12 protein-coding genes are annotated in these 13,280 nt (G+C 67.2%); 3 read left to right on the plus strand and 9 right to left on the minus strand.

Translation table 11 applies throughout. The annotated features are described in order from the left end of the window. Window positions 1-13: 13 nt before the first annotated feature. From fumC to OKW30_RS04755, 5 genes are all read right to left on the minus strand, one after another. Entirely contained in the window at window positions 14-1,411 is a 1,398-nt protein-coding gene (gene fumC, locus OKW30_RS04735) for a class II fumarate hydratase (RefSeq protein WP_184073786.1), read from the minus strand. A gap of 15 nt (window positions 1,412-1,426) precedes the next feature. Then, window positions 1,427-3,028, minus strand: a complete 1,602-nt coding sequence (locus OKW30_RS04740) for a phospholipase D family protein (RefSeq protein WP_429347725.1) — start codon at window positions 3,026-3,028, stop codon at window positions 1,427-1,429. Between the two features lie 249 nt (window positions 3,029-3,277). After that, window positions 3,278-4,237, minus strand: coding sequence for a ketopantoate/pantoate/pantothenate transporter PanS (panS, locus tag OKW30_RS04745; protein WP_429346132.1), 960 nt, complete (start codon window positions 4,235-4,237; stop codon window positions 3,278-3,280). 328 nt (window positions 4,238-4,565) lie between these two features. Next, window positions 4,566-5,990 (minus strand): MATE family efflux transporter, encoded by a 1,425-nt coding sequence (locus tag OKW30_RS04750; RefSeq protein ID WP_429346133.1) that lies wholly within the window; start codon window positions 5,988-5,990, stop codon window positions 4,566-4,568. Between the two features lie 308 nt (window positions 5,991-6,298). After that, the gene (locus tag OKW30_RS04755; RefSeq protein WP_013090085.1) at window positions 6,299-6,517 is read right to left on the minus strand and encodes an RNA-binding S4 domain-containing protein; all 219 of its coding nucleotides are present in this window, start codon (window positions 6,515-6,517) and stop codon (window positions 6,299-6,301) included. Between the two features lie 333 nt (window positions 6,518-6,850). Here OKW30_RS04755 and OKW30_RS04760 point away from each other — a divergent pair, with 333 nt between their 5' ends. From OKW30_RS04760 to OKW30_RS04770, 3 genes are all read left to right on the plus strand, one after another. Continuing rightward, entirely contained in the window at window positions 6,851-7,369 is a 519-nt protein-coding gene (locus OKW30_RS04760; RefSeq protein WP_184027875.1) for a hypothetical protein, read from the plus strand. Window positions 7,370-7,391: 22 nt separating this feature from the next. Further along, complete coding sequence (locus tag OKW30_RS04765) at window positions 7,392-7,613, plus strand: hypothetical protein (RefSeq protein ID WP_429346134.1); 222 nt, start codon at window positions 7,392-7,394, stop codon at window positions 7,611-7,613. A gap of 61 nt (window positions 7,614-7,674) precedes the next feature. Next, window positions 7,675-9,870 carry an ATP-dependent helicase gene (locus OKW30_RS04770; protein ID WP_429346135.1) on the plus strand — a complete coding sequence of 732 codons (2,196 nt, stop codon included), beginning with the start codon at window positions 7,675-7,677 and terminating at the stop codon, window positions 9,868-9,870. Window positions 9,871-9,958: 88 nt separating this feature from the next. On the opposite strand, the gene OKW30_RS04775 is transcribed toward OKW30_RS04770, so the two are convergent. The 4 genes from OKW30_RS04775 to OKW30_RS04790 form a co-directional block, all read right to left on the minus strand. After that, window positions 9,959-10,726, minus strand: coding sequence for a DUF4088 family protein (locus OKW30_RS04775; RefSeq protein WP_090801217.1), 768 nt, complete (start codon window positions 10,724-10,726; stop codon window positions 9,959-9,961). 334 nt (window positions 10,727-11,060) lie between these two features. Beyond that, window positions 11,061-11,384, minus strand: a complete 324-nt coding sequence (locus OKW30_RS04780) for an AzlD domain-containing protein (protein ID WP_184073774.1) — start codon at window positions 11,382-11,384, stop codon at window positions 11,061-11,063. Further along, a complete protein-coding gene (locus OKW30_RS04785) occupies window positions 11,381-12,142 on the minus strand; it encodes an AzlC family ABC transporter permease (protein WP_429346136.1) in 762 nt (253 codons plus the stop codon). Before OKW30_RS04785 ends, OKW30_RS04780 begins: the two co-directional genes overlap by 4 nt. 177 nt (window positions 12,143-12,319) lie before the next feature. Next, window positions 12,320-13,162 carry an AraC family transcriptional regulator gene (locus tag OKW30_RS04790; protein ID WP_429346137.1) on the minus strand — a complete coding sequence of 281 codons (843 nt, stop codon included), beginning with the start codon at window positions 13,160-13,162 and terminating at the stop codon, window positions 12,320-12,322. Window positions 13,163-13,280 lie beyond the last annotated feature (118 nt).

The raw sequence follows: 13,280 nt of genomic DNA on the forward strand, positions 1-13,280 counted from the left end.
GCGCAGCGCATCATCATGCGGTGCGTCCGACCATATCCTTCGGTCGCACCCACTCGTCGAACTGCTGCTCGGTGACATAGCCGAGCGCCAGCGCCGACGCCTTCAGCGTCGTGCCTTCCTTGTGCGCCTTTTTCGCGATCTGCGCGGCCTTGTCGTAGCCGATGTGCGGATTGAGCGCCGTCACCAGCATCAGCGATTCGTTGAGCAAGGTATCGATGCGCTCGTGATTCGGCTCGATGCCGGCCGCGCAGTTGTCGTTGAAGCTGTGCGCGCCGTCGGCGAGCAGGCGCACCGACTGCAGCACGTTGTGCGCGATCATCGGACGGAACACATTGAGCTCGAAGTTGCCGCTCGCGCCGCCGATGTTCACGGCGACGTCGTTGCCGAACACCTGCGCGCACAGCATCGTCAATGCTTCGGACTGGGTCGGATTGACCTTGCCCGGCATGATCGAGCTGCCCGGCTCGTTTTCGGGGATCGACAGCTCGCCGAGACCGCAGCGTGGGCCGCTCGCGAGCCAGCGGATGTCGTTGGCGATCTTGTTCAGGCTCGCGGCCACCGTTTTGAGCGCGCCGTGCGCGAATACCAGCGCGTCGGCGGCTGCCATCACCTCGAACTTGTTCGGCGCCGACACGAACGGCAGACCGGTCAGCTTGCCGATCGCGGCGGCGACGCCGTCGGCGAACTTCGGGTGCGCGTTCAGTCCCGTGCCGACCGCGGTGCCGCCCTGCGCAAGCTCGTACAGATGCGGCAACGCCGACTCGACGTGCCGGATGCCATGCTCGAGCTGCGCGACATAGCCCGAGAATTCCTGGCCGAGCGTGAGCGGCGTCGCGTCCTGCAGGTGCGTGCGGCCGATCTTGACGACGTCGGTGAACGCTTTCGCCTTGCCGTCGAGCGTGTCGCGCAACGTCTTCAGCGCGGGCAGCAGATGCTTGACGATGGCATCCGCGGCAGCCACGTGCATCGCGGTCGGAAACACGTCGTTCGACGACTGCCCGCGATTCACGTCATCGTTCGGATGCACCTTGCGCGCTTCGCCGCGCTCGCCGCCGAGCAGCTCGCTCGCGCGGTTGGCGATCACCTCGTTCAGGTTCATGTTGGTCTGCGTGCCCGAGCCGGTCTGCCAGACCGCCAGCGGAAATTCGTCCGGATGCTTGCCGTCGATGATCTCGTCGGCCGCCTGCATGATCGCGCGGGCCTTCTGCTCGTCGAGCACACCGAGGCCGAGGTTGACCTCGGCGGCCGCGCGCTTGATCACCGCGAGCGCGGTGATCAGCTCGGGCGACTGCTTTTCCGTCGAAATCTTGAAGTTCTGCAGCGAGCGCTGCGTCTGCGCGCCCCACAGGCGGGCGTTCGGCACCGCGATTTCGCCGAACGTGTCGCGCTCCATCCGTACGTCTTCAGTCATGGTTGACTCCGCTTCTCAAAGTTCCGAGTTGACAGGCAATAACGAGAATAGACCCGTTAGCGCATTCCGGTAAAAACCGGCCTGCGGATCGAAAATGTAGGTGCGTGTCTGGCCGTTCTCGACGTCGGTCCAGACGAGCGGCGACAGGGGCGCGCCGATCGAGCGCAGATAGGCGAGCTGGGCCGCGTCGGCGAGCGTCACGTGGTAGCTGTGATCGGGCTGGATGGCACGCTCGAAGATGCCGGCGACCTGATTCGCGAGTTCGGGGCTGTGGATCACGAGTGCGAGCTCGGTGTTCAGATTGGCCGAGCGCGGGTCGAGGTTCATCGAGCCGATGACGAGAATCTGGTGGTCGATCACATAAGTCTTCGCATGCAAACTCGCGCGCGAACGCGAGCCGACCAGCCCCACGTTCGGCGTCTCCTGGTATGACCTGAATTCGTACAGTTCGACGCCTGCCTTTAGCAGCGGCACCCGGAACGGGCTGTAGCCGGCCTGCACGGCGACCGCGTCGGTAGCCGCGAGCGAGTTGGTCAGCACTGCGATGCGGATGCCGCGGCGCGTGAGCTCGCCGGCCGCCTGCACGCCCGACGCGTGCGGCACGAAGTAGGGCGACACGATCAGGAAGTCGTGCTGCGCGTCGCGCATCAGTTCGCGCAGCCGCGCGAGAGGCGGGCTCACGTAGTCCGGCGACGGATGCGCGATCTTCTCCGGCAGGTCCGCCCTGAATTCCGCACCCGCCCACGTGAGGCCGAGCTGCTCGCTCGTAATCTGCGCGGCGAGCGGCGTCGCGTTCAGCGGTTTCGCGTTGTACGGATCGGCATTGGTGCGCCAGTGGTGGCGCAGGTCGTCGCGCGTCTGTTCGAGTTCTTTCTGGTCGAATTTCTGCCTGTTCAGCGCACGCAGCGGATAGGCGAGGTCGCTGTTCCAGTAGTCGTCGAAACTCGCTGAGACGTCGGCGACGATCGGGCCCGCCGCGAGCACGTCCATGTCGCGGAACTGCAGCGTTTCGCTGGCGCTGAAGTACTCGTCGCCAAGATTGCGCCCGCCGACGATCGCGAGCTGGTTGTCCGCGATCATCGCCTTGTTGTGCATGCGGCGCGTGAAGTGGCCGATCTGCGTGAATACGTTCGTGGTGCGCTCGAACATGCCTTGCTGGGCGCTGCCGAACGGATTGAAGACGCGAATCTCGATGTTGTCGTGCGAGTTCAGCCCCGCCATGATGCGGTCGATGTCCTTGAAGTTCAGATCGTCGACCAGCATGCGCACGCGCACGCCGTGATCGGCCGCATACAGCGCGGCGCCGAGCAGCAGCTTGCCGGTGGTGTCCTCGTTGGCAATGTAGTACTGCATGTCGAGGGTTTTGGTCGCCGCGCGCGCGAGCGCGATGCGCATCTGCAGCGCGTCGGTGCCGTTCGCCAGCACGCGAAAGCCCGACTGCTCCGGATGCTTCGCCTCGACCGGCGCGAGCGCTTCGCGCAGCGGCGTATCCGCGGTGGCGGGGAGTGCGTGCGTGAGCTGGGGGTCGAACGCGGTGGCGGGCGGCTTCGTCGCGCAGGCGGTCACACATGCCGCCGCGCAACAGAGCAGGAAAAATTGCCTCGTCGTGCTGACTATCGAGTGGCGGCGCGCGGCCCGCCGATGTTGTTCGAATTGGCCCTGCACGCTGTTTTCCCCTTGTTTTGCAAGCTTTTCGCGTGGCGACAGCGAAGGCCTGCGCACGCTGTCGAGAAAACCATTCTAAGGGAATTGGGGCGCGTGTTCGTCGTTCGTCTGCAAACGCAGCAGAGTGCCGCGCGTCGGTCGGAGGGCGCCGCGGTTCGGTGATCCATCACCTGATGCGAACCGCGGCGCGCCGCCGCTCTATCAGACGCGCCCGGCGTGCAGCGCGCGCTCGCCGTCGGGATGGGTCGAGCCTGTCGCCGGGCGACCCGCCCACACTCCCGCGAGCAGCGAGCCCGACAGGTTGTGCCAGACCGAGAACAGCGCACCCGGCAGGGCGGCGAGCGGCGTGAAGTAGAGCTTGCCGAGCGTCGCGGCGAGACCGGAGTTCTGCATGCCCACTTCGATCGCGAGCGTACGGCAGACGGCTTCGTCGAAACCGAGCAGACGGCCGCCCCAGTAGCCGCCGAGCAGGCCGATGCCGTTGTGCAGGATGACGCCGACCATCACGACGAGGCCCACCGACGCGATGCTCTTCTGCGTGCCGCCCACCACCGCGCCGATGATCAGCACGATCGCGACCATCGACACGAGCGGCAGGATCGGTTCGATCTTGCGCACGAGCTTGCCGAACAGATGATTGACGACGAGACCGACGACGATCGGCAGCGCGACTATCTGCAGGATGCTCATCAGCATGCCGTGCACGTCGACGACGATCGACGCGTCGACGTAAAGGCGCGTGAGCAGCGGGGTCGCGAACACGCCGACGAGCGTCGACAGCGCGCTGATCGTCACCGACAGCGCGACGTCGCCGCGCGCGAGATAAATCATCACGTTCGACGCGGTGCCGCTCGCGACGCTGCCGACCAGCACCATGCCGGCGGTCAGGTCGGGCGGCATGCGCAGCGCCCTGGCGATGACCCACGCGGCGAGCGGCATCACGAGGTAGTGCAGCACGATGCCGGCGATCACCGGCGCGGGCCGCGAAAACACGCGCAGGAAATCGCCGGCCGACAGCGTGACGCCCATCGCCAGCATGATGATCGTGAGGAGCGTGGTGACGTGCGGCGCAACGCCGGAAAACGAGGCCGGCGAGAAGTACGCGGCGACCGAGACGAGCACGGCCCAGAGCGGGAATAGGCGGGTGACGCGGGCAAGCATGGCGGGTGGTCCCTGGTTATGTTGTATCGCGGGAAAGCGGGGGCTGCGGCGCGGCCGGGTGTCGGCTGGCGTTGCGGCGTTTGCCGCGCCAAAGCGGGTGAGGCGGCTACGGCCAAGCGCCGTGGCGAAAGCGCGGCAAAAACGGGCGGCCAATTGAAGCCGCACGCGAAGCGGGCAATGGTGAGTGCGCGAGCGGCGCCAGTCCGGCGCCTGCCTTCGTGAGGCGCGCCGTCGTGCGGTTCGTGGCGCGTGAGCGCGGGTTGGCGCTCGCGGGCCGCGGCGGCCATTTTACCTTTTACAGGGAGTGCTTCAGGAGTGGAGCGTACGGCTACCTTGCTCGAACCGAGCGCGCGGGCGGCGTGGCAGATGCCGCCGTCGGCGCCTGCCGCCGGCTCAGCCTGTGAAAACGCAGCGTCATCAGCAGCGCGACGCTCGCGAGACCTGCGGCGAGCCCCCACCACAAGCCGCGCGCGCCGAGGCCGGCGTGAAACGCGAGCAGATAGCCGGTCGGAAAACCGATCACCCAGTAGCCGAACGCGGCGGCGATCATCGGCACGCGCGTGTCCTTCAGGCCGCGCAGACAACCGGAGCCCACCGCCTGCATCCCGTCGACGATCTGGAAAATCGCCGCCACGCCGAGCAGCGAACTGGCGAGCGCGATGGTCGGCGCGTTGGCCGGGTCGTCCAGATGCAGATACAGCCCGACGATCCAGTGCGGCGCGGTGATCAGCACGAGGCCCGACATCGACATGAAGCCGACGCCGAGGGCGAGCGCGACGAAGCCCGCGTGGCGCGCGGCGAGCGGCTGACCGGCGCCGGCCCAGTAGCCGACCCGCACGTTGGCCGCCTGGCCGATCGACAGCGGCACCATGAACGCGACCGACGCGACGTTCAGCGCGATCTGATGCGCGGCCAGTTGCGATTCGCCGAGCAGGCCGACCATCAGGCCAGTGGCGAGGAACAGCGTCGACTCGACGCCGTAGGTGATCGCGACCGGCCAGCCGATGCCGAACAATTCGCCCATCAACGGCAGCTTCGGCCGCGTCGCGACGACGAAATGGCGGAAGCGCGGCCGCAGATGCAGCAGCGCCATCAGCACGAGCGCGGTCAGCCACACGGTGATCGTGGTCGCGGCCGCCGAGCCGAGAAAACCCAGCCGCGGCAGCCCGTACGCGCCGTGGATGAGCCCGTAGTTCAGGAAGCCGTTCACGCCGACGCTCGCGATCGACACCCACAACAGGCGCCGTGCCGCGCCGATCGCCGGCAGAAACGAGCGCATCAGGCCGACGCCGATCAGGCTCGCGGGTGCGCCCCAGCGCAACACCGCCGCGTATCGGCCGACGTTGTGCGCGAGCAGGCCCGGCTCGCCGACCGCGAGCAGGATCCTCGACGCGAACGACAGCAGGATGAACGCCGGCACCGACAGCAGCACCGACAGCACGAAACCGGTCCAGTAAATATGCGGCACCCGGCTGTCGTCCTGCGCGCCGCGCGCGTGCGCGACGCTGACGCTGACCGAGGTCAGCACGCCCTGCAGCAGCGTGACGACGACGAAAAAGAGGTTCGCGCCGAGGCCGCCGGCGGCGAGCGCATCGGGGCCGAGCGAGCCGAGCAGGATCGTGTCGGTGACGCTCATCGCCATTTGCGACAGTTGCGCGATCGCGAGCGGCGCGGCGAGCCGCGCGGTGTCGGCCGCGTGGCGGGATAGGGTCGGCGGCCGGCTGGCCGCGCGGGCGAAGCTGGGTTGAGTCATCGAATGTCTGACGGCGAAAAGTGGTAAGAGCGGTGGCAACAGCGGCGGCAATAGCGGTGGTAACAGCGAAAGGCGGGCGCAAGCGGCGCCGCATTGCATCTCGCCGCGCGCTCCGACGGGCGTTGGAGCGGCCGGGCAGCGGGCGGGAAAAAACGCGACGCGGCGCCGAGCCGGTCAGCCGACTCCTCGCCCGTGGCGCGGTCCGTCGTTTACCTGTCGAAACCGACAGCTTATTGCCTCCCCCGGCCGCTGTCGATGGACGACGCACAATTCTGGTGCGTGCCGTCCTGCGATTTTCCGGACTGCCGTCAGCCTTCGTGGACCGCGATCCGCGTATCGCCGAGCAGCACGACCTGGCCCGCGCGGATCTTGCAGGTCTTACGCGTCTCGACCCGGCCATCGACCATCACGGCGCCGTCGGCGACCATCATTTTCGCGGAGCCGCCACTATCCGCGAGGCCCGTGATCTTCAGCAGATTGTGGAGTTCGACGTATTCGCCGGTCAGCGTGAAATTGAGGTTGGGCATGGCGTTTGCACCTTTGGGCACGGGGTCGCGTTGGGGGTTCGCATCATAAAGCAAGCGCACCCGGAGCGGCGCGGCCATCCTGCGAGCCCTTCGCGCAAGCAAATGAAAGTAGATGTTATTCAGTTGTCGGAAAGTGAAACGTTCCGTAACGCTGGTCGCACCGGACGGATTTCACTCCTAGAGTGCAGTTCAGCAGCAAAGCCCGCTGGCTTCCGGGATCGCTCCCCGGCCGCCCATCCAGCGACGCACAGACCGGACGAGGCGCGCGCGACGTTCCGTCATCACGACGCCAGAGAGTCCGCCCGTGTCACAACAACTCCAGAGAGGATAGCCATGACCCAGATTCGTTCGCTCCTGATCGGTACCGCCCTCACTGCTTTTGCCGCGACGGCCGCCGTTGCGCAGACCGCGCAGCCGGCAGCAGGCATCGGCGCTCAGGCGCAGATCCAGAGCCAGGGCGCCGCCGGCATGGCGCCGCCGTCCGCGGCTGGCGCCCAGCGCATGCAGGTGCCGCCTTCGACGCAAGGCATGCAGCAAGTCCCGGGCGCACCCGCCGCGCAAGGCGTCGAGGCGCCGCCGCCGGCCCGTTTGACGGCTTCGGGCTCCACCGACCCGCTCGTGCAGAAGCGCGACGCCGACGCGAAGGCCAACGCCGAGTATCGCGCGGCCAGGAAGTCCTCGAAAGCGGAATTGAAGGCGGAGCAGAAGGCCGCGAAGGACCAGTACAAGGAGCAGGTGCGCGGCGCGAAGCTGAACCAGAAGGCGGACAAACAGACCGCCAATAACGAAATGAAGATGAACATGGAAGGGCAGGCTGCCGCGCAGGGCGACGGCGCGGACGTCAAGCACTAAGCCCTGCTGGATGCCGCGGCGCGTGGGTCTGCGAGACTCGCGCGCCGCGGGCGTCGGTCGCTTGACCGACCCGGCCGCGGCGCCCCCCACGCATGCGGACAAAAAGGCCGCGAAAGCACAGGCGAAGGCCGACAAGAAAGCCGCGCTCGTCCAGGCGAATGCGGACAAGACCAAAGCCGACGCGCAGGCCGACGCCGACAAGGCCAGCGCTGTTGCCAACCTGAAGGACGCGAAGAAACAGTAGTGCGCGGCGTAGACCGGCGGATAGGCGCCCGAAAAAAGGGGCGCTTGTCGCATGAGGTTGTATGGATATACAGTGTGCGTCGCATCCTGAAGATCCATCCAACCCGCGAAACCGATCAGTGTCCACCGTCGCCGAATCCGCTCCGTCGTTCGATACCGCCGCCTGGCTAGCGAAGCTCAACGACGCCCAACGCGAAGCCGTCGAATACGGGACCGACACGCCAGATGCGCTGCCCGGCGCGCTGCTCGTGATCGCGGGCGCCGGCTCCGGCAAGACCAACACGCTTGCGCACCGCGTCGCCAATCTGGTGGTGAAGGGTGCCGATCCGCAGCGCATCCTGCTGTTGACCTTCTCGCGCCGCGCGGCGCTCGAAATGACCCGCCGCGTGACCCGCATCGCGGGCGCCGCGGCCGCTACCGTCGGCCCACGCGCCGCGCTCGCGCAAGGGCTCACGTGGGCAGGTACCTTCCATAGTGTCGGCGCGCGGCTGTTGCGCGAATACGCGGATCTGATCGGCCTCGCGCCCGCGTTCACGATCAACGACCGCGAAGACTCCGCCGACCTGATGAACCTCGTGCGCCACGAGCTTGGACTGTCCGCGAAGGAGCGGCGCTTTCCGGCGAAGGGCACCTGCTTCGCGATCTACTCGCGTGTCGTCAACACCGGCGCATCGCTCGGCCAGGTATTGGACCGCGCGTTTCCGTGGTGTCGCGAGTGGGAGGACGATCTGCGCCGGCTGTTCGCCGCATACGTCGACGCCAAACAGAAGCAGAGCGTGCTCGACTACGACGATCTGCTGCTCTACTGGTCGCACATGGCCGCCGAGCCGAGCATCGCGGCCGATCTGTCGGCGCGTTTCGATCATGTTCTGGTCGACGAATACCAGGACACCAACCGCCTGCAGGCGTCGATCCTGCTCGCAATGAAGCCGGACGGCCGCGGCCTGACCGTGGTCGGCGACGACGCGCAGTCGATCTATTCGTTTCGCGGCGCGACGGTGCGCAATATCCTCGACTTTCCCACGCAGTTCGAGCCGCCCGCCAGGCAGGTCACGCTCGAGCGCAACTATCGCTCGACCGAGCCGATTCTCGCCGCGTCGAACGCGGTGATCGAACTCGCGAGCGAGCGCTACACCAAGAATCTGTGGACCGACAAGGCGTCGGCGCAGCGCCCGCGCCTCGTCACGGTCGCCGACGATGCCGCGCAAGCTCGCTACGTCGTCGAGCAGGTGCTCGAGGCGCGCGAGCAGGGCGTGAAGCTGAAGTCGCAGGCGGTATTGTTTCGCGCCACGCATCACAGCGCCGCGCTCGAGATCGAGCTCACGCGCCGCAACATTCCATTCGTCAAGTTCGGCGGGCTCAAATTTCTCGACTCGGTGCATGTGAAGGACGTGCTCGCCGTGCTGCGCTGGGCCGAGAATCCGCGCGATCGCGTCGCCGGCTTTCGCGTCGTGCAACTGCTGCCGGGCGTCGGCCCGGCCACCGCGGCGAAGGTGCTCGACGACATCGTCGCGCGCGCGGACGGAGGGGATCCGGTCGCGACCGCGGGCGGTGTGCTGGCCGCGTTTGCGGCGCCCGCGCGCACGCAGGAAGACTGGCATCCGTTCGCCAAGCTGATGTCGAGCGCGTACGGCCGGCAAGCGCCGTGGCCCGCCGAGTTCGAGATGGTGCGGCGCTGGTACGAGCCGCATCTGGAGCGCAATCACGAGGACGCCGCGATCCGTCACGCGGACCTGCTGCAGATGGAAAGCATCGCGGGTACGTATCCGTCGCGTGAACGCTTCCTGACCGAATTGACGCTCGATCCGCCCGACGCGACCAGCGACGAATCCGGCGTGCCGCTGATCGACGAGGACTACCTGATCCTGTCGACGATCCATTCGGCGAAGGGTCAGGAGTGGCGCAACGTGTTCGTGCTGAACGGCGTCGACGGCTGCATTCCTTCTGATCTCGGCACCGGCAGCGACGAGGAAATCGACGAGGAGCGGCGCCTGCTCTACGTGGCGATGACGCGCGCGAAGGAAGACCTGCACATCGTCGTGCCGCAGCGCTTTTACGTGCACAACCAGACGCATCTGGGCGACCGCCATGTGTGGGCGTCGCGCACGCGCTTCATCGCCACGCCGATGCTGCCGCTGTTCGACGCCTATGCATGGCCGCGCATTGCGGTGGCGAGCGCGCCGAGCGCGGCTGGGCTCGCCGCGGCCGCGCAGGCGAAGATCGAGATCGCGACGAAGCTCAGGAAGATGTGGGATTGAGCGGTTAGCACCGCGCGTTGGGATCGACGCGCGGGCAGGGGCGCGTTTATCCGCCGAAGGGACGTGCGCCGCGCGGGTCAGTGGAAGCTCAGCGCGACTGCCGCTGCTGTTGCTGTGCGACCGGAGGCGGCGGCACGAAGAAATTGCGCAGCCATGCGGCGAGCCGCGAGAACACGTCGTACGGCTCCTCGACGAAAATCTCCGGCTTCAAGAGCCGCAGATACTCCATGATCTGCTGCGCTTCCTGCTTCTGGAACGTGCCGTGCGAAATGCCTAGCCGCAACAGCCCACGCAGTTCGCCGAGCTTCTCGCGCGCGGTGCTGCCCACGCTCGTCTCGCACGCGACCTTCGCCTCGTAGACGCGCTGGCGCAGCGATTCGACGAGCCGCCATGCCGGCGTCTGCATCACTTCCTCGAGTGCCTGAATGTCCTGCACGGTGCTCTTGATCTGCGAGGCGAGGGGGTCGACCAGCGTCGCGTCGCCTTCCGCTTCCTTGACGATTGCGGCGGCCCAGTCGCGGCATTGCTTGGTGAGCTCCTCGGGCGTCCATTCCGAGCGCGCCGCGAAACCGAACCCGAACTCGCCCGCCTGCCGCATCAGGATCGACACGACGTCCGGGAATTCCTTGTCGAGCGTGCGTTTGGCCCACGCGTACTGGCCGCCTTGCAGCATCCGCTGTACCGCGTGCTCGGTGAGCGGCACCATGTTGTCGAGCAGCTTGGCGCGTAAGAAATCCTCGAACGACGGCGTCGCGAACTGCGGATCGAGCTTCAGCGAGACCCGTAAAAAGGCCTCGAAGTCCTTGCGCAGCGACGCGACGGTCTCGTCCTTGAGCTTCAGGGTGATTTGACCCATGTGTTATCCCGTTTAATGCGGCTGCGCGCGGCGCTCCGTCGCAAGATCGCCCGGCCGCGCGCGGACCGAGGCGATGCGACGCCGGTTGCCGACGCGCTTGATTCCAGCCTGTTGCCGCGTAACCAGCGGGACGACTCCCGATGAGCGGACCTCGACTGCATATCGGCGGGGTGGCGGGAAACTTGAGGGCGGCCCGGCGACGCGCGGACGCTTTGGAGGGAAGCTTCGGGCAATGGCCCGCTTGGGAGTCGCTTGAACGGGAGTGCGCGGCCCGCGACGCGGCGAGGCGTCGACGGACCGCTGATGAGTCGATGAGCGTAGAGACAGGGCGCGCTTACTTCAGCACCACGCACTGCCAGACGAAGAACACGCCTAGACCGACTGCGATCGTCAGCAGCGGCCGGCGCGTCAGCGCGCTAACGACGATCGCGGCGAGCGCGCCGACCAGCTGCGGATTGCGCCAGTTCAGCTCGGCGTTGTTGCCGTGCGGTGACACGGCCATCGGGACGATGATCGCGGTCAGCACGGTGACCGGCACGAAGCTAAGCGCGGCGCGCAGAAGCGGCGGGAACACGAGCCGGTCGCCGAGCACGAACACGGCCGCGCGGATCAACCACGTAATCGCGGCCATGCCGACGATCAGAACGACGTAGTTCATCGCGTGGCCTCCACGGGACGGCGCGCGCCACGCAGGTTCAGACGCGACATCGACAGCAGCACGCCGACCGCGACTCCCGCGAACACCGCGCCGAGCAGGCCGAGCTTATACGGCCACGCCTGCCAGAAAAACGCCAGCGTGCCGGCGGTGACGGCCGCCGCGATATAGCGCAGCGCGACCAGTTGCGGCACGACGATCGCAATGAACGTCGCCACCATCGCAAAGTCGAGACCGAGCGACTGCAGGCCGGGGAAGGCCGCGCCGAACAGCAGGCCGGCGACGGTCCATAGCTGCCAGTTCAGATACATCGCGACGCCGGCGCCGCAGAAGTAGTACGGGCCGACCGTGCCCGGCTCGCGATGCCGGTAATGCTCCCACGCGACCGCGAAGACTTCGTCGGTGAGCAGCGCGCCGAGCGCCCAACGCCAGCGCTTCGGCAGATGCGCGACGTGCGGTGCGAGCGTCGCGCTATACAGCACGTGACGCAGATTGACGACGAGCGTGGTCGCCCAGATCACGGCGAAGCTCGCATGCCCGGCGATCAGCCCGAGCGCGATGAACTGCGCGGAGCCCGCGAAAACGACGAGCGACATCAACTGGCCGTGCCACAGATGCAGCGGGCTGGAGGTCACGAGCGTGCCGAAAATGACGCCGAACGGCGCGGCGCCGACCATCATCGGGATGATGTCGCGCGCGCCGGCGGCGAATTCTTTGAGATGGCCGCCCCGGGTGGGCTGGCCTTGGGTGGAATCGGTCAATCTAAGCCTCCTTGATGTCGGAAGCATAGCGGCTGACCGGCGTTCGGACTTGTACGTTCTTGCGGCGGATTGCGGATGGGGTGCAACGGTGTAGCGGGGGATGGCTGATGACGGGCTGACGGATTGCGGCGGCACGCTCACGGCGCGCGGTGCAGGCGCCGGCGGTGCCGCATCGCGTTACGAACCGCGCTGCGTTCCTTGCCATTGGCCCGGCGGCACGCCGAACATGCGTCGGAAATGCCGCGTGAAATGGCTCTGATCGGTGAAGCCGCTCGCGGCGGCGACGTCGGTCACCGGGACGCCGGCGCGCAACGGCGCGAGCGCGCGCTGCAGGCGCACCTGATTGCGCCACGCGTGGGGCGGCAGGCCGGTCGATTGGGTGAATAGCCGCGCCGCGTGGAACGGCGACAGACCCGCTGCCTTCGCGACCTCGGCGAGCGTCACCGGTTCGACGAGGTCGCCGGTCAGACGCTCCTGCATCAGTGCGACGCGATTGTCGTCGGTGACGACGCGAGCGGCGGCGGGGCGCGTCCGCGCATAGCGGACCAGCAACGTGGACAGCGCGTCGAGCATCGCGGTTTCGGCGGCGAGCGCGTCGTCGCCGGCTTCGAGCAGACGGTGGGCGTGCGCGAGCCGCGTCGCGAGATCGGAATCGCGGATCACGCCGGGCGCGAACCACGGTAAGGCCTGCGGCTTGCCGGCGACTTCGTCGGCCAGCGCGCAGAGGAACCCGACCGGCGCATACATCACGCGATACCGCCAGCCCGCCTCGACCGCCTTCGACCCCGTATGCAACTCGCCCGGGTTGATGACCGGCACGCTGCCCGCTTCGGCGACATGGTGCTCGCCGCTATACCGATAGCATTCCGCACCCGCGACGATCACCGGGATCGTGTAGGCGTCGTGCCAATGCGGCGCGAACTCGTGATCGTGATATTCGGCGGTGAGCAGATCCGCGCCGGGCAGTAGCGGCGTGCGCCAGTAGCGGGCGGAATCGCGGAAACGAGGGGTGGCGGTCATGACGAAAGTCTGGCTGGACCGGTCAGTTTAACGCGTCGTTGTCGGGGACGGCGGCGGGTGTGCAGCGCCGCGCCGCGTGCCGCTGGTGCCGTCAATTGCCGGTACTTGTCCTGAGACT

This window comes from Paraburkholderia sp. Clong3, assembly GCF_050436485.1.
Taxonomy (GTDB): Bacteria; Pseudomonadota; Gammaproteobacteria; order Burkholderiales; family Burkholderiaceae; genus Paraburkholderia; species Paraburkholderia tuberum.

Excerpts from the sequence above, each read along its gene's own strand:
- fumC (WP_184073786.1), bottom strand. The coding sequence starts at position 1,411 with ATGACTGAAGACGTACGGATGGAGCGCGACACGTTCGGCGAAATCGCG.
- OKW30_RS04770 (WP_429346135.1), top strand. The coding sequence starts at position 7,675 with ATGGATATACAGTGTGCGTCGCATCCTGAAGATCCATCCAACCCGCGA.
- OKW30_RS04755 (WP_013090085.1), bottom strand. The coding sequence starts at position 6,517 with ATGCCCAACCTCAATTTCACGCTGACCGGCGAATACGTCGAACTCCAC.
- OKW30_RS04780 (WP_184073774.1), bottom strand. The coding sequence starts at position 11,384 with ATGAACTACGTCGTTCTGATCGTCGGCATGGCCGCGATTACGTGGTTG.
- panS (WP_429346132.1), bottom strand. The coding sequence starts at position 4,237 with ATGCTTGCCCGCGTCACCCGCCTATTCCCGCTCTGGGCCGTGCTCGTC.
- OKW30_RS04750 (WP_429346133.1), bottom strand. The coding sequence starts at position 5,990 with ATGACTCAACCCAGCTTCGCCCGCGCGGCCAGCCGGCCGCCGACCCTA.
- OKW30_RS04790 (WP_429346137.1), bottom strand. The coding sequence starts at position 13,162 with ATGACCGCCACCCCTCGTTTCCGCGATTCCGCCCGCTACTGGCGCACG.
- OKW30_RS04775 (WP_090801217.1), bottom strand. The coding sequence starts at position 10,726 with ATGGGTCAAATCACCCTGAAGCTCAAGGACGAGACCGTCGCGTCGCTG.
- OKW30_RS04760 (WP_184027875.1), top strand. The coding sequence starts at position 6,851 with ATGACCCAGATTCGTTCGCTCCTGATCGGTACCGCCCTCACTGCTTTT.